The organism is Rhizorhabdus histidinilytica (genome assembly GCF_900167915.1).
Lineage (GTDB): Bacteria > Pseudomonadota > Alphaproteobacteria > Sphingomonadales > Sphingomonadaceae > Rhizorhabdus > Rhizorhabdus histidinilytica.
In genome coordinates, this window is sequence record NZ_FUYM01000007.1 from 182,253 (window position 1) to 204,308 (window position 22,056).

At 67.8% G+C, this 22,056-nt stretch carries 19 protein-coding genes and 1 pseudogene; 5 read left to right on the forward strand and 15 right to left on the reverse strand.

All coding sequences use genetic code 11. From position 1 onward, the window contains the following. Position 1: 1 nt before the first annotated feature. The 9 genes from B5X82_RS16445 to B5X82_RS16485 form a co-directional block, all read right to left on the reverse strand. Positions 2 to 1,108, reverse strand: a complete 1,107-nt coding sequence (locus B5X82_RS16445) for an acyl-CoA dehydrogenase family protein (protein ID WP_079649264.1) — start codon at positions 1,106 to 1,108, stop codon at positions 2 to 4. Positions 1,109 to 1,114: 6 nt separating this feature from the next. After that, positions 1,115 to 2,308 carry a thiolase family protein gene (locus B5X82_RS16450; protein WP_079649265.1) on the reverse strand — a complete coding sequence of 398 codons (1,194 nt, stop codon included), beginning with the start codon at positions 2,306 to 2,308 and terminating at the stop codon, positions 1,115 to 1,117. A 2-nt stretch (positions 2,309 to 2,310) separates the two neighbouring features. Further along, positions 2,311 to 2,730 (reverse strand): Zn-ribbon domain-containing OB-fold protein, encoded by a 420-nt coding sequence (locus B5X82_RS16455; RefSeq protein ID WP_079649266.1) that lies wholly within the window; start codon positions 2,728 to 2,730, stop codon positions 2,311 to 2,313. 16 nt (positions 2,731 to 2,746) lie between these two features. Continuing rightward, positions 2,747 to 2,953: a ferredoxin gene (locus B5X82_RS27085; RefSeq protein WP_079649267.1), complete on the reverse strand. Its 207-nt coding sequence runs from the start codon at positions 2,951 to 2,953 to the stop codon at positions 2,747 to 2,749. Further along, entirely contained in the window at positions 2,950 to 3,948 is a 999-nt protein-coding gene (locus B5X82_RS16465; RefSeq protein WP_079649268.1) for an NAD(P)H-dependent flavin oxidoreductase, read from the reverse strand. The genes B5X82_RS27085 and B5X82_RS16465 overlap by 4 nt, the downstream gene beginning before the upstream one ends. Beyond that, complete coding sequence (paaG, locus tag B5X82_RS16470; RefSeq protein WP_079649373.1) at positions 3,945 to 4,736, reverse strand: 2-(1,2-epoxy-1,2-dihydrophenyl)acetyl-CoA isomerase PaaG; 792 nt, start codon at positions 4,734 to 4,736, stop codon at positions 3,945 to 3,947. Before paaG ends, B5X82_RS16465 begins: the two co-directional genes overlap by 4 nt. Positions 4,737 to 4,747: 11 nt before the next feature. Next, positions 4,748 to 5,770: an acyl-CoA dehydrogenase family protein gene (locus tag B5X82_RS16475; protein ID WP_079649269.1), complete on the reverse strand. Its 1,023-nt coding sequence runs from the start codon at positions 5,768 to 5,770 to the stop codon at positions 4,748 to 4,750. A gap of 17 nt (positions 5,771 to 5,787) precedes the next feature. Beyond that, positions 5,788 to 6,942, reverse strand: coding sequence for an acyl-CoA dehydrogenase family protein (locus B5X82_RS16480; protein ID WP_079649270.1), 1,155 nt, complete (start codon positions 6,940 to 6,942; stop codon positions 5,788 to 5,790). A gap of 91 nt (positions 6,943 to 7,033) precedes the next feature. Continuing rightward, positions 7,034 to 7,933, reverse strand: coding sequence for a LysR family transcriptional regulator (locus tag B5X82_RS16485; protein WP_079649271.1), 900 nt, complete (start codon positions 7,931 to 7,933; stop codon positions 7,034 to 7,036). Between the two features lie 222 nt (positions 7,934 to 8,155). On the opposite strand from B5X82_RS16485, the gene B5X82_RS16490 reads away from it, so the two are divergent. Both B5X82_RS16490 and B5X82_RS16495 read left to right on the forward strand, forming a co-directional pair. After that, positions 8,156 to 8,578 (forward strand): Zn-ribbon domain-containing OB-fold protein, encoded by a 423-nt coding sequence (locus B5X82_RS16490; RefSeq protein WP_079649272.1) that lies wholly within the window; start codon positions 8,156 to 8,158, stop codon positions 8,576 to 8,578. 12 nt (positions 8,579 to 8,590) lie between these two features. Then, positions 8,591 to 9,733: a thiolase family protein gene (locus tag B5X82_RS16495; RefSeq protein ID WP_079649273.1), complete on the forward strand. Its 1,143-nt coding sequence runs from the start codon at positions 8,591 to 8,593 to the stop codon at positions 9,731 to 9,733. Between the two features lie 55 nt (positions 9,734 to 9,788). On the opposite strand, the gene B5X82_RS16500 is transcribed toward B5X82_RS16495, so the two are convergent. Both B5X82_RS16500 and B5X82_RS16505 read right to left on the reverse strand, forming a co-directional pair. Continuing rightward, on the reverse strand, positions 9,789 to 10,661 hold the full coding sequence (locus B5X82_RS16500; RefSeq protein WP_079649274.1) for a TauD/TfdA dioxygenase family protein: 873 nt from the start codon (positions 10,659 to 10,661) through the stop codon (positions 9,789 to 9,791). 101 nt (positions 10,662 to 10,762) lie between these two features. Then, positions 10,763 to 11,689, reverse strand: a complete 927-nt coding sequence (locus tag B5X82_RS16505) for an alpha/beta hydrolase (RefSeq protein WP_079649275.1) — start codon at positions 11,687 to 11,689, stop codon at positions 10,763 to 10,765. A 193-nt stretch (positions 11,690 to 11,882) separates the two neighbouring features. Between B5X82_RS16505 and B5X82_RS27345 the strand changes: the two are divergent. Then, a pseudogene (locus B5X82_RS27345) lies at positions 11,883 to 12,770 on the forward strand (NAD(P)-dependent oxidoreductase); the annotation flags it as partial. Between the two features lie 19 nt (positions 12,771 to 12,789). On the opposite strand, the gene B5X82_RS16515 reads toward B5X82_RS27345, so the two are convergent. Then, positions 12,790 to 13,605, reverse strand: coding sequence for an SDR family NAD(P)-dependent oxidoreductase (locus tag B5X82_RS16515; RefSeq protein ID WP_079649277.1), 816 nt, complete (start codon positions 13,603 to 13,605; stop codon positions 12,790 to 12,792). A gap of 118 nt (positions 13,606 to 13,723) precedes the next feature. On the opposite strand from B5X82_RS16515, the gene B5X82_RS16520 reads away from it, so the two are divergent. Beyond that, positions 13,724 to 14,491 (forward strand): 2-keto-4-pentenoate hydratase, encoded by a 768-nt coding sequence (locus tag B5X82_RS16520; protein ID WP_079649278.1) that lies wholly within the window; start codon positions 13,724 to 13,726, stop codon positions 14,489 to 14,491. 102 nt (positions 14,492 to 14,593) lie between these two features. On the opposite strand, the gene B5X82_RS16525 is transcribed toward B5X82_RS16520, so the two are convergent. Together B5X82_RS16525 and B5X82_RS16530 are read right to left on the reverse strand one after the other, a co-directional pair. Beyond that, positions 14,594 to 16,987, reverse strand: coding sequence for a TonB-dependent receptor (locus B5X82_RS16525; protein WP_176152600.1), 2,394 nt, complete (start codon positions 16,985 to 16,987; stop codon positions 14,594 to 14,596). Between the two features lie 175 nt (positions 16,988 to 17,162). After that, on the reverse strand, positions 17,163 to 18,191 hold the full coding sequence (locus B5X82_RS16530; RefSeq protein WP_176152601.1) for an MDR family NADP-dependent oxidoreductase: 1,029 nt from the start codon (positions 18,189 to 18,191) through the stop codon (positions 17,163 to 17,165). 202 nt (positions 18,192 to 18,393) lie between these two features. On the opposite strand from B5X82_RS16530, the gene B5X82_RS16535 reads away from it, so the two are divergent. After that, entirely contained in the window at positions 18,394 to 19,365 is a 972-nt protein-coding gene (locus tag B5X82_RS16535) for an XdhC family protein (RefSeq protein WP_079649281.1), read from the forward strand. Between the two features lie 119 nt (positions 19,366 to 19,484). Here the strand turns inward: B5X82_RS16535 and metE are convergent, their stop codons facing one another. After that, complete coding sequence (gene metE / locus B5X82_RS16540) at positions 19,485 to 21,806, reverse strand: 5-methyltetrahydropteroyltriglutamate--homocysteine S-methyltransferase (RefSeq protein WP_079649282.1); 2,322 nt, start codon at positions 21,804 to 21,806, stop codon at positions 19,485 to 19,487. Positions 21,807 to 22,056: the final 250 nt, after the last annotated feature.

Here is a 22,056-nt window from a genome sequence, read left to right on the forward strand (position 1 = left end):
CCTAGAGCTCCTCGTCGGCCTGGGCTTCGAGTGCGGAGAACAGCCGGTCACGCCAGGCCCGCGGCGATCCGATCGTCATGTCGAGCTGGAGCGCGCGGCGATAATGGAGGTGCTGGTCGGCCTCCCAGGTGAAGCCGATGCCGCCATGGGTCTGGATGCCCTCGCGCGCCGCGTACCAATAAGCGTGGCAGGCGGCGACGCGGGCGGCGGCGGCGGCCGACGGCAGCTCGTCGCTGCCGCTTTCCAGCGCCCAGGCGCCATAATAGGCGTTCGATCGGGCGATCTGGTTGTTGACGTACATGTCGGCCAGCTTGTGCTTGATCGCCTGTTGGCTGCCAATCGGCCGGCCGAAGGCGTAGCGCATCTTCGCGAACTCGACCGATGTTTCCAGGCAGCGGTCGGCCCCGCCGATCTGTTCGAAGGCGATCAGCACGGCGGCACGGTCGAGCAGTCGATCGACCAGGCCTTCGTCGCCGATCGGCTCGCAGGGGGTGCCGTCGAAGGCGATCCGGGCCAGGTCGCGGGCGGGATCGAGCGTGTCGACCGGTGCCCGCGTCACTGAAGGATCGGTGAGATCTGCGAGATGGAGCCGCACCTGGCCGCCGTTGCGGGCAAGGACCAGCGCCAGCGTCGCGGCGTTGCCGTCGACGACGGGCAGCTTGACGCCATGCAGCCGCCCGCCGCGAACCTCGGCGGCGAGGCGGGCGGGGGATGGCTCGCCGGGGCCCTCGGCGATGGCGATGCAGCCGATGCAGCGGCCGGCGGCGATGTCCTTCAGTCGCTCGCGCTGCGCGGCCGTGCCCGCCATCATCAGCGCCTCGGCGAGGAGGTAGACGGTGGAGGCGAAGGGAACCGGGGCGAGCACGCGGCCCAGCTCCTCGGCGAGGACGCACAGGTCGGTCCGGCCCATGCCGAGGCCGCCATGCTCCTCGGGCAAGGTGAGCGCGGTCCAGCCCTGCTCGACCAGCGCCGCCCACAGGTCCGCGTCGTGCGACCGTGCCCCGTCGTCGAGCACGCCGCGCACAACGCCGATGCCGCAGCGCGCCTCGAGGAAGCGGCGCGCCTCGTTGCGCAGATGCTCCTGGTCTTCCGAAAAGTCGAAGTTCATCGCGTCTCAATCCCTGACGAGCAGGAAGCATCCGGCGAGCGGCCCTCCCGCGGTCGATAGCGCGGCGACGCGCGGTCCCCCGTTCGCCCGTCCCTTCACCTGCCGTGCACCGCCCCGGCACCAGAGCTGGACGCAGGCTTCGTGGACCTGGCCATAGGCGTGCATCCGCCCGGCCGAGAGCGCTCCGCCATTGGTGTTGATCGGCAATTCGCCGTCGAGCGCGATGCGGCTGCCGCCTTCGATGAAGTCCCCCGCCTCGAAGCGCTTGCAGAAGCCGAAATTCTCCAGCCAGTTGATCGTATGGAAGCTGAAGCCATCATAGAGTTCAGCCACGTCGACGTCGGCGGGGCGCAGGTCGGTGCGGTTCCACATCATCGCGGCCACCTCGGGCTGGGCCTGGGTGGCGAGCGCGTCGAGCTGCGCCCAGCTGTTGCGATAGTGCATGTTGGTGCCGATCGCTTCGATCCTGAGCGGCGGGTTGGGCAGGTCGGCGGCGGCGTCCCGATGCGACAGGATGATCGCGGTCGATCCGTCGATCGGCACGTCGCAGTCGAACAGGCGCAGCGGCGTGGACAGGATTGGCGACGCCATATAGTCGTCAAGCGTGATCGGCGTGCGATAGACCGCTGCCGGGTTGAGCGCGGCGTTGCGCCGCCCGTTGATCGCGATCTGCGCCACCTGTTCGGGCCGGATGCCCGATTCATGGACGTAGCGCGCGAAATAAAGCGCCTGCTGCGTCGCGGCGACATAGGCATGGTACGGCGCGTGCCAGCCCATATGGGCATGGGTGCGCTGCCCCGGCTGATAGCTGGCGTTGACCAGTCCCTGCTTGCGCGCGGTCGCCTGGTACATGGTGCGGAACACCAGGACATGGCGGCACAGCCCCGCATGGATCGCGCCGATCGCGTTGAAGATCGCGCCGAACTGGCCCGAGGTTTCCCGCGTGCTCGAATACCATTCGACCTTCAGGCGCAGCGCATCCTGCAAGGCGGGGATGCCGACGGGGGCAAAGCCCGATCCGTCGGGAATGGCGCCCGGCCAGGTGGCGATGCCGTCGATGTCGGCGCGGGTCAGGCCGGCGTCGCGGATCGCCTCGACCGCGGCGTCGATCGTCAGCGACAGCGCGGAGACGCCCGCGTCGCGGCTGATCCGCGACTGACCAATGCCGGTGATCGCGATGCTCTTCTCAGGCCAGCGCATCGTCAATCCTTCCCTTGGTCGGGGACGAACAGCGGCACCCACAGGTCCTCGGCCTGCTCGAAGCGGACCTTCACCCGGTCGCCGATCCGGACCGACAGCGGATCGCAATCGACGATGTTGGTGATCAGGTGGACGTCGGGCTGCTCGTCGATGCCGACCATCGCGACGACATAGGGAACCGGCAGGCCGGGAAACCAGGCGCGGTGGTTGACGGTCAGCGACAGGATCACGCCCTTGCCCGACACCGGCTCCGGCCCGACCTCGCGGCTTTCGCAGGCGGGGCAGAAGCTGGTCGGCGGATGCACATAAGTGCGGCACCGCGCGCAGCGATGGATCAGCAGCTCACCATTCCGGCCACCGGTCCAGAAGGCCGCGTTGTCGGCATCGATCGCGGGCAGCGGCCGGGGGGGCGGACTGGTCAAGCGACGGGCTCCCGGCTCAGTCTTCTTCCTGTTCGATCGAGATGATCCGTTCCGGGCAGGCGCGCATGCCGCGCACCGCCTGGGCGCGCAGCGCTTCGGGCACTTCCTTCTCGGCGGTGACGTTGAAGCCGTTCTCGTCCAGCTCATAGACCTCGGGCGCGACGGCGGCGCAGCGGGCATGGCCCACGCAGCCCGCGACATTCACCTTGATCCTGACCGTCATATCCTCTCCTCCTCGCGCGCGACCGCCCCGGCGAGGCGGCCGCCGATGATCTCGACGGCCTCGCCGACGATCCGTTCGACCAGCTCGCGGACCGTGGGCACGTCGCGGATGATCCCCTGCACCATGCCGGCCGTCCAGATGCCATGGTCGGTGTCGCCGCTCTCCAGCCCCTCGCGGCCCTTGGCGCCCTTCACCAGCGCGGCGACCTCCTCGAACGGCTTGCCCTCCGCCTCGATCGCGATGACCCGGTCGCTGATCGCGTTCTTCGCGACCCGAGCGGTGTTGCGATAGGTGCGGAAGATCAGGTTGGTCGCGCGTTCGTCGCCGGCGACCAGCGCCTCCTTGAAGGCGCGATGGATCGGCGCCTCGACGGTGGCGCAGAAGCGGGTGCCCATGTTGATGCCGTCGGCCCCGAGCGCGAGCGCCGCGACCAGCCCGCGTGCATCGCCGAAGCCGCCGCTGGCGATCATCGGGATCTTCACCTTGTCGGCCGCCGCCGGGATCAGCACCAGCCCGGGAATGTCGTCCTCGCCCGGATGTCCCGCGCATTCGAAGCCGTCGATCGAGATCGCGTCGACCCCCATCCGCTCGGCCGACAGCGCATGGCGGACGGCGGTGCATTTGTGGATCACCTTGATCCCGTGAGCCTTGAACTCGTCGACATGCTCCTGGGGCTTGTAGCCGGCGGTCTCGACGATCTTCACCCCGCCTTCGATGATCGCCTGGCGATATTCGGCATAGGGTGGCGGATTGATCGCGGGGAGGATCGTCAGGTTGACGCCGAACGGCCTGTCGGTCATCGACCGGCAGCGCTCGATCTCGCGCCGCAGGTCATCCGGCGTCGGCTGGGTCAGCGCGGTCAGGAAGCCGAGCGCACCGGCATTGGCGACGGCGGCGGTCAGCTCGGCGCGACCGACCCATTGCATGCCGCCCTGGATGATCGGATGCTCGACGCCGAACGCCTCGGTGAAGCGGGTGCTGATGCGGCCCGTCATGGGCGGGCTCCGGTGAAGCCGGGCTTGCGCTTGTCCTTGAAGGCGGTCACCCCCTCCTTATAATCAGGCGAAAGGCCACAGTCGCGCTGCATGTCGCGCTCGCGGTCGAGCGCCTCGTCGAGGGTCGACGTCCAGGCGGCACGCAGCGCCTTCTTCGCCGAGGCGAGGCCGAAGGTCGGGGCCGCCGCCAGCCTGGCGACGATCGCCTCCACCTCCGCTTCGAACGCATCGTCGTCGATCGCGCGCCAGATCAGGCCCATCGCCTCGGCCTGCTCGGCCGACAGCGTCTCGTTGAGCAGGGTGAAGCCCAGCGCGCGTGCCTGGCCCATCAGCCGGGGCAAATGCCACGTGCCGCCAGTATCGGGGACGAGCCCGATCGCCGAGAAGGCCTGGGCGAACTTCGCCGACTTGCGGGCGATGACGATGTCGCAGGCCGCCGCGATGTTGACCCCGGCACCCGCCGCGACGCCGTTGACGGCGCAGACCACCGGTACCGGCAGCGCGACCAGGCGGCGCGCCAGCGGATTATAATCATGCTCTGGCCCCTGGCTGAGGTCGAGCGGCCCTGCCGAGACGTCGCGCTCGGCGAGATCCTGTCCGGCGCAGAAACCCCGGCCCGCACCGGTGATCAGCAGGACGCGCGCGGCCGGATCGCCCTCGATCCGGGTCAGCGCCTCGCGCACCTCCTCGTGCATCCGCGCGGTGAAGGCGTTGAGCCGGTCGGGCCGGTTGAGCGTCAGCCTATAGGCTCCGCCGGCGACGTCGAGGAGGATGGTCGAGAAGCTCATCGGACGACCGATCATGCCGGGGTGGGGAAGGTGAGGATGCGCTCGCGCTGTTCCCGCAGCGAGCCCCAGAGCAGGTCGGCGACATGAGCCCGCTTGAGATAATGATGGGCATTGGCTTCCGAGGTGAAGCCGAAGGCGCCATGCACCTGGATGTTGGCGGCGGCGTTCTTCATCGCGACCTCGGTCGCGACGATCTTGCTGGCGACGGCGTGGAAATCGGTGTCGGGCAGGCCGTCCGCCATCACCAGCGAGGCGAAGGACGCCTGGCACAGCGCGGCTTCCGATCGCATCGCCATGTCGGCGCAGATATGCTTGATCGCCTGGAAGGCGCCGATCGGCTTGCCGAATTGCTCGCGGATCTTGGCATAGTCGACCGCCATGTCGCGCGCGCCTTCGCCCAGGCCGACCGCATAGGCGCCGAGCAGCATCAGCGCGCGGCTGTGGATATTGTCGGCCGAGCGAGCCACCCATAACCGAGGTTTATCCGCGGCGAGGCGGGCGCGCTCGAGGGTCAGCACAGAGTCGGTTGAATGGACCGACTCGATGTCGACGAAATCCTCGCGAGCGAGCAGCCCGGCGCCCTGTTCGTCAACCAGCAGGACCAGCGACGCGTCTGCCGCCTCGAACAGGTGATAGTCCTGCGCGTCCGGCCCCGGTCCGGCGGCCGCGCCGCGCGGATTGGCGATGCCGACGCGCCGCGCGCCGGTCAGCAGCTCGTCACGCAGCGCGTCGTCGCCGGCGACCGCCGCGACGCGTGCACCCAGCACGATGCCGAAGATGCCGATCGAGACGAGGTGGTAGCCGAACTCACGGAAGACGAGCATCTCCTCGCTCGCCGACAGGCCGATGCCACCGAGCTCCTCGGCGAGGCCGAGACCGAGGAAGCCGAGCTCGCCCAGCTTGGGCCACAGCGCCGCGTCGGGATTGCCGATCGCGCCATGCTCGCGCAGCCGGTCGACCGGCGCCTCGCCGGCCAGGAAGCTCTTGATGGTGTCGACGATCTGGGTCTGATCGTCCGAAGGAAGCAGGTCCACCCGTCAGTTCTCCCTGATCAGCGGGGCAGGCCGAGCACGCGCTCGCCGATGATGTTGCGCTGGATTTGCGAGGTGCCCGCGGCGATCGTCTGCGCGTAGGAGCGCAGATAGAAATAGACCCAGTCGTCATCCTCGGGATTTTCGAGCGCGTCGGCGCCGATGATGTCGAAGGCGAGCCGCCGGACGCGCTGCTGGACGTCACCGACCATCGCCCGCATCAGCGAGGCGAGCGAGCCGCCGATGTCGTGCTGGGCGCGGCTGACGACCATGTAGGTCATGGCGCGCGCGGCGGCCATGTCGGCGCGGAGCTGGGCGAGGCGCGAGCCCAGTTCGTCATGGGTGATATATTCGCTGCCATAGCGTGCGCGGGCGCGCTCGATCATCTGCTCGACGAGGAAGGCGTAGCGGATCTGGTCCTTGATCTGCGCGGTGCCGCGCTCGAAGCCGAGGGTCGACATGGCGACCGACCAGCCGTTGTTGAGGCCGCCGACGACATTGGCCAGCGGCACCCGTGCTTCGTCGTAGAAGCATTGCACGAAATGGGTGTGGTTGGGCGCGGTCATGATCTCGATCGGCCGCAGCTCCAGTCCCGGCGTCTTCATGTCGAAGATCACCCAGCTGATGCCCTTGTGCTTGGGGGCATCGGGATCGGTGCGGACGAGCAGTTCCTGCATGTCCGACAGATGGCCGTGGCTGGTCCAGATCTTGGAGCCGGTGATCACCAGCTCATCGCCGTCGATCACCGCCCGGGTCCTGAGCGCACCGAGGTCGGAGCCGGCATTGGGTTCGGAGAAGCCCTGGCACCAGATCTTCTCGCCGGCGAGGATGGGCCGCAAATGGGTCCGCTTCTGCGCTTCGTCGCCGCGCGCGATGAGGGTGGGGCCGCCATGGTTCAGCCCGACGAAGCACAGATGGTTGTCCGGCGCATGGGCGCGGGCATATTCCTCGTACCAGATGAGCTGTCGGGTGAGGTCGAGACCCATGCCGCCATATTCCTTGGGCCATGACACGCCCGCCCAGCCGGCGTCATATTGGCATTTCTGCCAGGCCAGGTCGTAGGCGCGCATCGCCTCACCACCATGGGGACGCCTTTCCTTGAAGACGTTGGCCTGCAGCCAGTCGCGCGCTTCCTCGCGGAAGATCTTGTCCTCGGCAGTGAAATCCAGGTTCATGAAAGCCCAACATTCTGCACGTCCGGGAAAGGGGGACGCCATGCTGGGTTATGCCGCCGGGGCAGGCGCGGCTAAGCCGGATTGAAACCGTTTAGGGTACGCTCTGCATCAATTCCTGCGAGCGGGTTTGCGCCAGCGTCCAATAATGGTCGGACGCGCGGCCGAGCTCGCGGCCCGCGACCCGGCACAGCAGATGATCGGCGGCGATCCCGTTAAGTTCGGTCAGGACGATGCCGGGATCGATACTGGCGCGATCATCCTCGTCGATCGCCGTGACCACCGCCATCTGGTGCGCGGTGACGAGATGCTCGAGCGCGCGCCGGTCGAACTCGGGCACCTCGCGGGTGGTGGCGCCGGCGTCGCGCAGGCGGACGACGAGCCGGGCGAGCAGATCGGGATGCCAATCGGCCGGAGGCACGCCGATCGCGCGGCCGGCGAGCTTGCCCTCGTCCTCGATCGGGGCGGCGGCGCTCGACAGCAGGCAGAAGCGGGTCTCGCCCAGCTTCAGCGTGTCGAGTTCGTCCTTCCGTTCCTCGGGGAGCGGGGAGAGCGCGACGACGAAGTCGAACTCCGCCGCGTGCAGCCGGTTCAGCAGGCCGGGGGTGCCGCCAACTTCGGCGTTCAGGCTGAAATTCTTGTGCCGCCGCGCGAAGTCGCGGTTGACCGGCCGCAGCGAGGCGATGTCGATCATCGGCATGTGGCTGCCGATCCGCACCGTCTTGCTGTGCGCGTCGCCCATCGTCCGCGCCATGTGGCGGAACATGTTGGCCGCCTCGGACAGCTGGCGCGCGTAGGGGAGCAGCGCCTCGCCCTCGGGCGTCACCGTCACGCCGGCACTCTGCCGCACGAGGAGCTGGACGCCGAGCTGATATTCGAGCTTGCGGATCTGGGCTGAGAGCCAGGGCTGCGCGATGTTCAGCCGGGTGGCCGCTCGCGTGAAGGACTTCTCCTCGGCGATCGTCGCGAACAACATGATCCAGCGCAGATTCATATTCGTCTAATGCTCGCGTCGGCGCGACCTTGTCAACTGACGGTCATTCGGTGCTGCCCGGCAAACTTCCCCAACCGGGCCCTTTGCGTATGCCTTGTCGCGTCACCATCTCTTGCCTTGCCCGCGCGGTGGTGAAAAGGCTGGCGGCGAACGGTCCGGCGCGCGACCCACCGGGATGAACAGTGCGCCGTCCAGTGACGACGAAAGCGAGGTTGCATCGAGATGTCCGCGGAAATTCAGGCCCTCAAACCGGTGATGCCCTATCTGGGACAAGCGGACGACGGCACGCCCTATCTGATCGGCAGCCGTTGCGATGCCTGCGGCCAGACCCACCTCGGCCGTTTCGAGAATTGTCCCCGCTGCACGGCTCGTGGAAAACTGACGGAAATTCATCTTTCTGAAAAGGGAGTCCTGTATAACTACACGATCGTCTACCGCAGCCTGCCAGGGGTCACGGTGCCTTTCATATCGGCGGTGGTCGATCTCGACGGCGGCGGCACGGTGAAGGGCAACCTGCTCGACGTCGACCCATCGCCGGAGGCGATCCGCTTCGGGATGCCGGTGAAGATGGTCTTCCGCGAGGCGGACACTGCGGTGGCCGGAGGAGAGGGCTATGTCTCCCACTTCTTCGTGCCCGCGAACTGAGGAGGCGGCGACATGAGCGAAGACGTCTATGTGATCGGCACCGACATGATCCGCTTCGGGCGGTTCGAGGATGCGACCCCGCCCAGGCTGGCGGCGAAGGCGGCGCTGATGGCGCTCGACGATTGCGGCCTGTCGATCAGGGACGTGCAGGCGGTCTATAGCGGCAACTGCACCGAGACGATGGTCGGCCAGCGCACGCTGCAGCTGATCGGCCAGACCGGCGTGCCCGTCGTCAACGTCACCAATGCCTGCGCGACCGGCGCGACGGCCTTCCGCGAGGCATGGATCGCGATCAAGGCGGGCCTCTACGACATCGTCCTGGCGGTCGGATCGGAGAAGATGGGCAAGGGCATGCTGGTGCCCAAGAACAGCGGCGGAACGCCGATCCCGTCGGAGGGGCTGGCCGGATCGAACACCATGCCGGCGGTGTTCGCCCAGATGGGCATGGAGCATAGCCGCGCCTATGGCACCACCTTCGAGCAGTTCGCCCGCGTGTCGGTGAAGAACCATCATCATTCGACCCTCAATCCCAAGGCGATGTACCAGAAGGAGACACCGCTGGAGGAGGTGATGGGGTCGGAGATGATGGCCTATCCGATCACCAAGCTGATGTGCTCGGTCAACGTCGACGGATCAGCCGCCGCGGTGCTGTGCTCTGCGCGCAAGGCGCGTGAGCTTGGGCTGACCGGCCGCGCAGTGCGGGTGCGGGGATCGGGACTGGCCAGCGATCCGTTCAGCGAGCGCAACCTTGTCCAGGCCGACGTCAACACGGTGACCCGCCTGGCTGCCCGGACCGCCTATGAGATGGCCAGCGTCGGTCCGCAGGACGTCGACCTCGTCGAGTTGCACGACTGCTTCGCCACTGCCGAGATCTGTCACTATGAGAATCTCGGCCTGTGCGGCGAGGGCGAGGGTGGGCGCTTCCTCGACAGCGGCGCGACGACGTTGGGCGGCAAGGTGCCGGTCAACATGTCGGGCGGACTGCTATCCAAGGGCCATCCGCTCGGCGCCACCGGCATCGCCAACATCTACGAGATCGTCACCCATCTGCGTGGCGAGGCCGGCGCGCGCCAGGTCGAAGGCGCGCGGATCGGCATGACCCATGTCGTCGGCCTGGGCAGCGCTTGCGCGGTGCATATCCTCGAAAAGGTTTGATCCGATCCTTTCCTGCCCCTCGTCCCGGCCGAGACCGGGGTGACGGGCGGCAGACTTACGAGATCACCAGCCGCTGCATCACCCGGCGATGGCCGTGATAGTCGTTGACCGCATAGTGCCAGACGCTGCGATTGTCCCAGATGGCGATCGAATCCTCGCGCCAGCGGAAGCGGCACTGATAATCGGGCTGCAGGCAATGGTCGTAGAGCGAGGCGAGCAGCCCGGCCGAATGCTTCGCGGTCCAGCCGTCGAACTTCACGACATAGCCGGGGTTGACGAACAGCATCTCCTGCCCGGTCTCCGGATGCGGGATCACCACGGGATGGACGGCGGTGGCGCCCAGCTTGTCGGTCGCGGTCTTCGACGGCCGCTCCTTGAAATATTGCGCGGCATATTTGCCGTCCTTGATCAGGTGGGTGCGCGAATGGAGCGCGCCGAGCGTCCGCAAGGTCGCCTTCAGCCCTTCGGGCAGGGTCGCGAAGCTGTGACCGATATGGGTGAACAGCGTGTCCCCGCCATGCGGCGGCACCTCGATCGCGCGCAGCATCGTCGCCTTGGCGGGGCTGGCCATGTAGCTGTGGTCGGTGTGCCACATGTCGCCGATGCTGGTGACGTGGTCGCGCTCCTTGATCAGCAGGCCGACCTGCGGCGCGCCCTCGACATGTTCGAGCGTGTCATTGCCCTCCAACGTGCCGAAGCGCCGGCCGAGGGCGACATATTGCTCCACGGTCAGTTGCTGGTCGCGGAAGAACAGCACGCCATAATGGGCGAGTAGGCGCCGCATCTCCTCGAACGTTCCTTCCGGCTGGTCCTGGGCCAGGTCGATGTCGAGCAGCTCGGCGCCGACATGGGTGGTGAGCGGCGCGATGCGGAAGGCCGCCTTGCCTGTCGCCTGTGTGGGAATGTCCGCGGTCACCGTTTCCACCATCTGCCTGCTCTCTCGTCCGTTGCTTTTTCCAGCCGACAGGATGGCGTTTCCCGGCGCCCTGGAAAGACAGCAAAGCGCGGCTTTTCAGGAGCGTCCGGCCGCTATGCCGTGGCGTGGCCGGCGGCGACCATGTCGATCCAGTCGCCGATCCGGTGCCAGAAGCCGGCGCGCCCGCTGGCGCTGTTGTGGCAATGGGCGGCGTCGGGGAGGATCAGCAGGCTGATGTCGCGGCTCGACCGGTAGAAGCCGGGTTCGGCATGCGGATCGGGCGAGACGTCGAACTCGCCGAAGCCGAGCAGCACCGGAACCTCGATCCGGCCTGCGGCGGGTGCGCTGCGGCCGGGGATCAGCACCTCGGCGACGCCGTCGGGCATCGCCACGCGCGTGGATTCCTCTGCTTCGATCACCGCGCGCGGCACGCTGGCGGTATAGAAGCGGTCGCGGTGCGACGAGGGATCGGACCGGTTATAGCCGTCGCGCTCCGCCGGGATGCGCGGGCGGAGTCGCTCGCCCGTCTTCGGGTCGACGGCGGTACGGATATATCGGCAGGAGAAGCCGAGGACCGCGACCGCATCGCAGGCGGCGTGATCGCCCTGCTGCAGGGTGATCGTGCAGCCGCCCAGCGAGTGGCCGATACCGATGACGACCGGCTCCCGCGCCGCAACGCCGGGCATCAGCACGCCCTCGCGCGCGGCATGCCGCAGCTGGTGCGCAACCTCGGCCAGGGTGGCGGCCTGGACGTCGAGCGTGACCCGACGTCCGTCCTCCGGAATGCTGCTCCCGCCGGTGCCGAGGCTGTCGATCGCGACCGCCGCGATCCCCCGGTCGGCGAGGCGGCGCGCGGCGCTATAGCCGTCATGCCCGGCGACGTGCAGGTCGTAATAGCGCCGCGTATAGCCGCCGCCCGGCACCAGCAACGCGATGGCGAGCGGACCGTCGCGGGCGGCGGCAGGCGGGAACAGGGTGCCGGCGATATGGCAGGGTTCGCCGAGCCCGGCCGCCGCGCTGACGTCGAAGCGCATCTCCATTCCTGCCTCCCTTCCATCGATCCCGATCAGCCTAGACGCAGCCGCGATCGACGGTGCACCGGGTTTCTCGCCATTGCGGAGCCACCGCCCCGAATGCGCCGGATTCCGCCTCCTGCGCCGCTGGCACGGGGACGGGGCGATGCCCTAGGACAGGTGACGCGGTCGCGATGTCGGGCCGGCGGAGAGAGAGAGAAGGAAGGGCGCGGCAATGCACGGCAAGAGCGTGGGTTTCATCGGCCTCGGCAACATGGGCGAGGGCATGGCCTATAATCTGGCGACCAAGGGCTTCGCACCGCTGGTGTTCGACACGCGGCAGGAGCCGCTCGACCGACTGAAGGCCGAAGGAGCGGCGATCGCGACGAGCTGTGCCGAGATCGGCGAGCGATGTGACATCGTCTGCATCGCGGTGTTCGACGACAGCCAGATCGAGCAGGTGGTGTTCGGCAGCGATGAGAATGCCGGTATCCTGGCCGGCATGGACGCGGGCGGGCTCATCATCCTGCATCCGACCGCGCCGCCCGCCACCGTCCGCAAGGTCGCCGAGGCGGGGGCGGCGAAGGGCGTCGACGTGCTCGACGCGCCGATGACGGGTGGCGCCAACGTCGCCGCGCGGGCCGGCACCCTGACCTTCATGGTCGGCGGCGACGATGCGGTGGTAGCCCGCGCGCGGCCGGTGCTGGAGGCGATGGCGACGTCGGTCTTCCACGTCGGGCCGCTGGGGTCGGGAGCGGCGGCGAAGATCATCAACAATTATCTCGGCGTGTCGCAGACCATCCTGATGCGGGAAGCGCTGCGCCTCGCCGACAATGCCGGCATCGGCGAGGAGCGGATCCTGGAGATCCTCAACACCGGCGGGGTGGGATCGAGCTGGCAATCGATCAACTGGGGTCGGATCAAGACGCAGGAGGCCACATACACCACCGGCCGCGCCGGCATGGTCGCGATGGCGTCGAAGGACATGAGGCTCGCCCATCGCATGGCGCGCGAAGGCGGGGTTCCGACCCCTACGCTCGACGCGATGATCGCCGCGAGCCTGCCCGATCTCGATCGGTCGGGACTGACCGACAATGGAGTGGATTGATCGGACGGGCTACCGGCCGTCAGGCGGCGTCGGTCGCCACCGCAGGCAGCAGCGCGGCGGCCAGGCTGTCCGAGGTCCAGCCGGCGCGATTGCCCAGCACCGGGCCGTAGTCTCCGCCTGCCCACAGGCTGAGCGCACCGTCATCGAGGCGGATCATCCGGCCGTTGAGCGGCATGGCGCGATCGCCGAGCAGGAACACCGCGAGCGGCGCGATGTCCTCGGGCAGCGACTTCTTGAGATAGGCGGCGCCGGAGGCGAGGTTCATCGGCGTCCGGGCGTTGGGCGAGATGCCGTAGACATGGACGCCGCTACCCTCCAGTTCCGACGCCCAGACCCTGGTCAGCGTCGCGACAGCCGCCTTCGACGAGCCATAGGCGCCCATCCCCGGCCGGTTGCCGCGCATCGACCCCGAGCCGATGTTGATGACGACGCCCGACCCCTGTGCACGCATCCTGCGGATCGCCGAGGCGGCGCAGTGGATCGATCCGAGCAGGTTGACCTGGATGACCCGCTCGACCTCCTGTGCGCTCTCCTCCCACACCGGTTTGACATAGTGGATGCCGGCATTGTTCACGAGGCCGTCGATGCGGCCGAACCGGTCGACGCACAGGTCCGTCATCGCCTCGGCGGCCTCGGCCGTGCCGACCGGATCGGTCGACAGAACAGCTCGTCCGCCGATCGCCTGGATCGCGTCGACCACCGCGGTGGCGCCGGCGACGTTCACGTCGTTGACGACGACATTGGCGCCCGCCGCCGCGATCGCCATCGCATAGGCCTGCCCCAGACCCGCGCCTGCGCCGGTCACGACGATCGATTTTCCCGCCAGTTCGCCCATCGTCCCGTCTCTCCTGTCGATGCAGCGGCCTATCACAGGCGGCGTCGGGGGAGGCAGACGGAAGCGATCGCTTTATCAGCCGGTGGACCGGCATGATCGGCCCAGGAGGAGAGAGGGGATGACCGACATCGAGAAGCATGCCGCCGAGCTGGCCCGTCGGCTGACCGAGGCGCGGGCCAGCGGCGTCGCCATCCCGCGACCGCCCGGACTTGATCTCGCCATGGCCCGGCAGGTTCGCCACGCCTGTATCGACATGCTCGATCGCGAAGGGCCGGTCGCCGCCTACAAGGTATCGCTGTCGACCTCGACCTGGGGGGCGCTGCCCGCCGGCCGCGTGGTCGAGGGCGATGCGCGGATCGCCCGTGAGACGCTGTTCGATCCGCTGCTGGAGGCGGAGGTCGCGTTCCGTATCGATCGCCCGATCGGCGCCGATCCCGACGCCGCGGCGATCCTCGACGCGTGCAGCGTCGCGCCGGCGATCGAGGTGGCCGACTCCCGCTGGGCCGGCTGGCGGCCGAGCGAGGCTGAGCGCTTCGTCATCCCCGATGCCGCACAGATCGAGGCCGACAATGCGATGAGCGGCTGGCTGGTGGTGGGCGGGCCGTGGCGGCCGGCGCGCGACATGCCCTTCGACCGGCTTGATATCGCGATCGAGCAGGACGGAGAGCGCCGCTCCTGGGGGCCGCTGCGCGAGGTGATGGGCAGCCCGGTCGCGGCGGTGCGCTGGCTGGTCGCCGAGGTGCGCAAGGCGGGCCGGCTGGTCGAGCCCGGTCACATCATCTCATCGGGATGCCCGTGTCCGCAGATGGTGACGGTACCGGCCACGGGCGGATGTTGGGAAAGCGTGGTCGACGGCTTCGGCCGGGCCAGGGTGATCTTTTTCTAAGGCCTCCGCCGTGCCGGCGAGGCATTTGACATGTCACCGGAAATGGCAGGCCCCGCGCCGCCTGGTCGCGACGCGGGGCCTGCCGATCCGGAAAGGGCCGGCTCAGAAGCGGGTGCGCAGGGTTACGCCGCCATAGCGCTTATAGTCGCGGGCGACGGTGCCGAATGCCCGCGTGATGAAAAAATTGGCCCGCTGGCGCGAGGCGTAATATTTGTCGTTGGTCAGGTTCTTGACGAAGAACATCAGGTCCCACCGCCCGTCATCGTCGGTGATACCGAGCGACACGTCGAGCAGGCCGTGGCTCGGTTCGATCGTGTCGGGGTCGTTGCCCAGCGTGTACTGGATCTTGTCGACCCAGGCATAGTTGATCCGCGCCGTCATCCCGACCGGCAGCGAAGGCAGGTCGTTCTTGTAGATCAGCCCGGCATTGCCCTTCCATTCGGGCGCGCCGATCGCGCGCATGCCGGTCAGGTCCTGGAGGCCGCCGACGCATTGCGTCTGGATGGCTGGGTCACAGGTGACGATGCCGCCGCGATAGGTGGCGTCGGTATAGGCGAGGCCGCCGTTGAAGGTCAGGCCGGTGGCAAGCGCCACGTCCAGGCTGGCCTCGACGCCGCGGCTGCGCAGGTCGCCGGAATTCTGGAGCCGCTGGTTGACCGTGCCGGGCACGACCGAGGTCTGCTGGATGTCCTTGATCCGCTGCGCATAGACGGCGAGGTTGAGCCGCACCTTGTTGTCGAACATGCGGAGCTTGGCGCCAAGTTCGAACGAATTGGCAATCTCCGGCCGGGTGATCGCGGTCGCGCCGCCGGTCGAGCTGTAGGAGACGTCGACCGCCGGCCCCTTATAGCCGCGCGCATAGGTGAAGTAGAAGGTTTCGTTGCTGCTCGGTTCCCAGCGGATGCCGGCCCGGCCTGACAGGTTGGTCAGCTTGTCGCTGCGGTCATAGTCGACCATGAAGGCCGGCGGCGCCGAATTTTCGAGCGTGATCGGGTTGAAGAACGGGACGACGGGATTGAAATACTCGTCGCGGTGATAGATCACCCGGATCTTCTCATAATTGAAGCGCAGGCCGCCGATCAGCGAGAGCGTGTCGGCGACATGATAGGTCAGGTCGCCGAAGATCGACGCGGTGTCGTCCTTGGTTCGGGAATCGACGATCGGATTGCTGTAGAATTTGACTCCGGCGAGCGAAGGATCGCCCAGCGCGAAGGCGCCGTCGAGGATCAGCGGGATCGAATTGTCGACGTCGTTCTTGAGGTGCTGGTAATAGACACCGCCGACCAGGTCGAGCTTGTCGGCCTTGTAGTTCAGCCGGATCTCCTGCGAGAAATAGGAATCCCGCTTCGGCGCGCGGCCGTCGATCGGGTCGATGTTCTCGATAGGATAGCCGGTCGGGTTCGGCCGGAATCCCGACCCGCGCTGGACGCCGACGTTGAAGCCGTCGATGTCGATATTATAGTCGTACTTGAAGTCGCGATAGGCCGTCACCGAGACGAGCGACAGCGCGTCGCTGATGTCCCAGTCAAGTTGGCCCGACACGCTCCAGCCGCGGTTGCGGTCATAGTTGCGCGAGTCGTTGCCGACCTTGAAGGTGCCCGGTCGGATCGGCACCAGCGTGATCGCCTGCTGCGCGCTGCCGAGCGGCTCGGAGCTGGGCAGGATCAGGATGTTGACGCCATAGGTGCTGTCGCGATGGCGATAGTCGGACGACAGCAGGACGCGGACATTGTCCGACAGTTCGGCCGACAGCTTGCCCGAGAAGCCGTAGGATTCCTCGCCATAGACGTCGGGGCCGAGGCCGAGATTGGGGATCAGCGCCTTCTGCTTGCGGTAATAGCCGTTGAGGCGGACGGCGGCGCCGGCGCCGATCGGCGCGTTGACCATCGCGCGGCCGACATATTCGCTGTCGGTGGTCGCGGTGCCCTCGACGCTCGCGGAGAAGCTGTCCTCGGGCCGCTTGGTGATGATCTGGATCACGCCGGCGGTAGAGTTCTTGCCGAACAGCGTGCCCTGCGGTCCCGACAATATCTCGATCCGGTCGATGTCGGACAGGTCGGTCACGAACTCGCCCTGGCGCGCGATCGACACGCCGTCGATCACCAGGCCGACGCTCGGCTGGATGCCGCCGGTCAGCGACAGCGACGAGACGCCGCGGATGTTGAAGCTCGACCCGCTGGCGTCGGTGCCCTGCACGAAGGTGACGCTGGGTGAGATGCTCGACAGCGCCGAGGTGTCGAAGCGGCCCGATTGCTGGATCTGCTCGGACGAGGCGATCGAGATGGAGATCGGCACGTCCTGGAGGTTCTCGGCGCGCCGCTGCGCGGTGACGACGATGTCGGCCAGGCCGGTCTGGACGCTGTCGTCGACAGCGGTCCCGGCGGGCGGCGCGGCCGTCCTCGTCTGCGCCATCGCTATGCCGTTCGCATCGATCAGGACCAATATGCCCGCCACGCTCAACGTGGTGGCCTTGATGCAGAGTCGCCTCGACCTCATGATATCCTCCCTGCTTATGATTTTCTCCTTGGGAGGGAGCTTAACAGTCGTGCGCCGCCGCTCTCCCATATCAAAATATGGGATTTAGGGGCGTGGCAACACAAAGAGGAACAGCGGGCGGATCGAGCTTTCGTCGTCGGTTCATGAGCGATGAATAGTTGCGCGAAAGCGATCGTTATTCCAGCGTCACGACCATCTTGCCGATATTCTCTCCCCGCAGCAGCCCGACCATCGCGCGCGGTGCCGCCTCGAGCCCGCGGTGCTCGGTCTCCAGTATCTTGATCTTCCCGGCGCGGACCCAATGGATGAGCTGGGCCAGCCCGCCGGGGTAGAATTCGGCGAAATGGGCGGTGGTGAAGCTTTCCCAGATCAGGCCGTTCGCATGGATCGGACGGATATCGACCGTCCAGCCGCCATTCTCGTCGTCATAGGTGGAGATTTGGCCGCATTCGACGACCCGAGTGTGGCGTCGCATCATCGCCATCACGGCCTGGCTGACCGCGCCGCCGACATTGTCGAAATAGATGTCGGGCCCGCGCGGCATCGCCTGGCGCAGATCGTCGGCCAGCGTCGCCGAGCGATAGTTCAGCGCGGCGTCGAAGCCGAGATCGCGCACCAGCGTGTCGCACTTGGCCTGGGATCCCGCGAGTCCGATCACCCGGGCGCCGAGAATGTGGGCGATCTGTCCGGCGACGGCGCCGATCCCGCCGGCCGCGCCGGAGACCAGGACGGTGTCCCCCGGTTCGGGGCGGGCCACGCCCACCATGCCGAACAGCGCGGTCATGCCGTTCAACCCGTAGACGCCCAGCGCATGGGACAGCTTGTCGATCGCCGGATCGACCGGCCCAAGCGCGCCGACCCCCTTCAGCGTGTCGCTGCCCGACCAGAGGCTGTAGTCGGCCCATTGCATCACGCCCTGGACGAGGTCGCCGGCGGCGAAGCCCGGATGGCGCGACTCGACGACGCGGCCCACGCCCAGAGAGGTGATCGGCTGGCCCAGCGCGAATTGCGGAAGATAGAAGGTGTCGATTCCCGTCATCTGGCCGCGCAGATAGGGATCGACCGACAGCGCCAGCGGGCGCAGCAGCACCTCGCCGTCGCCGGGGGCCGGCCGCGTTCCTTCGGCAAGCGAGAAGACCGTCTCCTCCACCGGGCCGCCGGCGACATGGCGGTTGAGCGTAACGAAGCGGTTGCGATCGGCCATGTCCATTTCCTCCACCGGCTGCGCCCGGCCGCGCGATCGATGCCGTCATAGGAGAAGAAGGCCAGGCCGGCGGAGATGAAGGCGGTTCCATTAAGGAGCACGCTCCATCGGTGGCGCGCCGGCGTCGCCTTGTTCGGGGTTTCGCGGACGACTACATCGACGAAATGGCCGTTCATCCCGACATGCCCCTGCGAAGCCGCCGATGAAGGATGCACGGTCCATCTTCCGTTTCCTGGCCGAAGCGGAGGAGCGCGGCGAGGCGACCGCGCTCGTCACCGTCACCCATGTGATCGGCCGATCGTCGCGTGCGCCCGGCACGCACATGGCGGTCGGGGAGACGGGTGCCTTTCGCGGTTCATTGTCGGGCGGATGCGTCGAGGCGGCGGTGGTCGGCGAAGCGATCCGCATCATCGGAGCAGGGCAGGCCGAGCTGCTGCGCTTCGGCGAGGGATCGCCCTTCATCGACATCAGGCTGCCCTGCGGCGGTGGCGTCGACCTGCTGATCGTGCCGCGCCCCGCTCCGGCCATCATCCGCGCGGCCGGGGAACGGCTCGAGGCGCGCGAGCCCGTCACCCTGGCGATCGGGCGCGATGGCGCGCTCATGCTCGAAACCGGCGCGCCCGCGGCCAGCGCTTGGCGGGGCGACGTCTTCCTCGCCGCGCACCGGCCCGACCTGCGCCTGTTCGTGCTGGGGCATGGTGCCGAGGTCGAGACGCTGGCGCGGCTCGCCCGCGCCTATGGAGCGGACGTCCGGCTGCTCACCCCCGATCGGACGATAGCCGATGCGATGGCGGAGGAAGGCTTCGCCGCGCATTGGCTCAAGACGCCCGGCCAGACGGCGGACCTCGCTCCGGATCGCCACAGTGCCGTCATCCTGTTGTTCCACGATCATGATTGGGAGGCCGAGCTGCTGATGCAGGCGGTCGGCCAGGAGGCCTTCTACGTCGGCGCGATGGGCAGCCGGGCGGCCCATGCCGCGCGGCTCGATACCCTGCGCGCGCGGGGCGTGACGGAGGGAATGTTGCGACGGATCCGGGGACCGATCGGACTGATCCCCGCGACGCGCGATCCCGACACGTTGGCGCTGTCTGTGTTGAGCGAGGTGGTGGCGCTGTACGATGCCGGCGGGACGGCATCGATCGACATCGCCCTGCCGGCCGCGCGTTTCGCCTGACCGGCGCCCGGTCGGACATGTCCTGATCTTCGGCCCCTATCGGGAGGCACGCAGCCGAGGTGGGGGGAGCGAGGGATCGGGTGGAACGCGGCATCGAGCCGCGCTCCATCGGCTTCCGGTCAGGCGAGGGCGGTGCGGGCCGCCTTCGCCGCATCGACCATGGCGATCAGCGCGGGCTTCACGTCCTCCCATTTGCGGGTCTTGAGGCCGCAGTCGGGATTGACCCAGAGCTGGCCGGGTGACAGGCGTTCACCGGCCTTGATCAGCAGGGCTTCCATCTCCTGCGCGGAAGGAATGCGCGGGCTGTGGATGTCGTAGACGCCTGGCCCGATCTCGTTCGGATAGGCATAGTCGACGAACGCGTCGAGCAGCTCCATCTTCGATCGCGACGTCTCGATCGAGATGACGTCGGCGTCCATCGCGCCGATCGATTCGATGATCTCGTTGAACTCCGAATAGCACATATGGGTGTGGATCTGCGTCTCGTCGGCGACGCCGGCGGCGGAGATGCGGAAGCTCTCGACCGCCCAGTCGAGATAATGGCGCCAGTCGGCGCGGCGCAGCGGCAGCCCCTCGCGCAGCGCGGCCTCGTCGATCTGGATGATCCTGGCCCCGGCCGCTTCGAGGTCGAGCACTTCGTCGCGGATCGCCAGCGCGATCTGGCGGCACGTCTCCTCGCGGCTCTGGTCGTCGCGAACGAATGACCAGTTGAGGATCGTCACCGGGCCCGTCAGCATGCCTTTCATCGGCCTGGCTGTCACCGACTGGGCATATTGCCACCAGGCGACCGTCATCGGCTTCGAGCGCGACACGTCGCCATAGATGATCGGCGGGCGGACGCAACGCGAGCCGTAGCTCTGCACCCAGCCGGCGCGGCTGAAGGCGAAGCCGGCGAGCTGCTCGCCGAAATATTGCACCATGTCGTTGCGTTCAAACTCGCCATGGACGAGCACGTCGATGCCGATCTCCTCCTGCCAGGCGATCGCCCGCGCGGTCTCCTGGCGCAGGAAGCGTTCGTAGCTGGCGGTGTCGAGTGCGCCCTTGTCGTGGGCCGAGCGCGCCTTGCGGATCTCGGCCGTCTGCGGGAAGGAGCCGATCGTGGTGGTGGGGAGCAGCGGCAGGTTGAGCCGCGCCTGCTGCGCCCTGATCCGGTCGGCAAAGGGCGTCCTGCGCCGGGCCAAGTCGCCGGTGACCCGCGCCACCCGGTCGCGCACCTTGCGATCGTTGGTCAGCGGCGAGACGCGGCGGCCCTGGATCGAATCCGCATTGACGAGCAGCTCGTCCGCGACGACGTAGCGGCCGTTCGACAGGCCCAGGCTCAGCACCGAAAGCTCCTCGAGCTTCTGTGCGGCGAAGGCGAGCCAATCCTTCACCGCGGGATCGAGCTTCGTCTCCAGCACCAGGTCGATCGGCGTGTGCAGCAGCGAACAGGATGGGGCGATCTGGAAGGCCGGCCGCGATTGCACGATCGGTTCGTAGCGATCGAGCAGCGCGGTCAGGTCGGCCTTCCAGACGTTGCGGCCGTCGATCAGGCCGAGCGACAGCAGCAGGTCCTCTCGGGCGCCCGCCAGCACGGCGTCGAGCTGTTCGGGCGCGCGGACGAGATCGACGTGCAGGCCGGCGACCGGCAGCGAGAGCGCGGTTTCCAGATTGTCGCCCAGCGCGCCGAAATAGGTGGCGAGCATCAGCTTGATGCCGTCGACCTTCGCCAGCTCGCCATAGGCCGAGACATAGGCGGCGCGCGCCGCGTCGCTCAGGTCGAGCACCAGCGCCGGTTCGTCGATCTGCACCCAGTCCGCGCCGGCCGCGCGCAACCGGCCGAGCAGCTCGGCATAGACCGGGAGCAGCCGGGGCAGCAGCGACAGCGGATCGAAGCCCTCGGCCTTCGACTTCGCCAGCAGCAGCCAGGTGACGGGGCCGAGGATCACCGGGCGGGTGTGATGGCCGAGCGCCCTGGCTTCCTCGAAATGATCGACCGGCTTGGCGGTGGCGAGGGCGAAGGCCTGGTCCGGCGACACCTCGGGCACCATGTAATGATAATTGGTGTCGAACCACTTGGTCATTTCCTGGGCCGGCACGTCGCCGCCCTTGCCATGGCCGTGGGTGCAGCCCGCGTCGCCGGCGTCGGTACGGGTGCCGCGCGCCATGGCGAAATAGACGTCGAGCGAGTCCGGCGCGCCGAGGCCGCGATAGATGTCGGGGATCGCGCCGACCATCACGCTGGTATCGAGCACCTGGTCGTAGAGCGAGAAGTCGTTGCTCGGGATCACCGCGATCCCGGCCGCCTTCTGGCGGTCCCAGGTCGCGGTGCGCAGGTTCCTCGCGGTGTCGAGCAGCTGGGTTTGGTCGATCTTGCCGGCCCAATAGGCTTCGACGGCGGTCTTGAGCTCGCGGCGCGGGCCGATGCGGGGAAAGCCGAGATTCGCGGCGGTGACGGGCATGAGAAATCTCCTTCGGCCGCGCGCGTGCGCCGGCCGTGATGGACGGTTGGGGAAGGGGAGGGAGGTCAGCGCGCCGCATCAGGCCGTAGCGGGCGACACGGCGCGCTATCGCATTCGGCCGGGCGGCCCGATGGCATAAGGCTGGGGTCTGGACATCGACTCGACACCTGCTTTGCCGGGCGAAGGTCGACGGAAGAGCGCGCGAACGAACGGACGGTCCCGGCGAGCCGGTGGCCGCAGGGCTTCCATC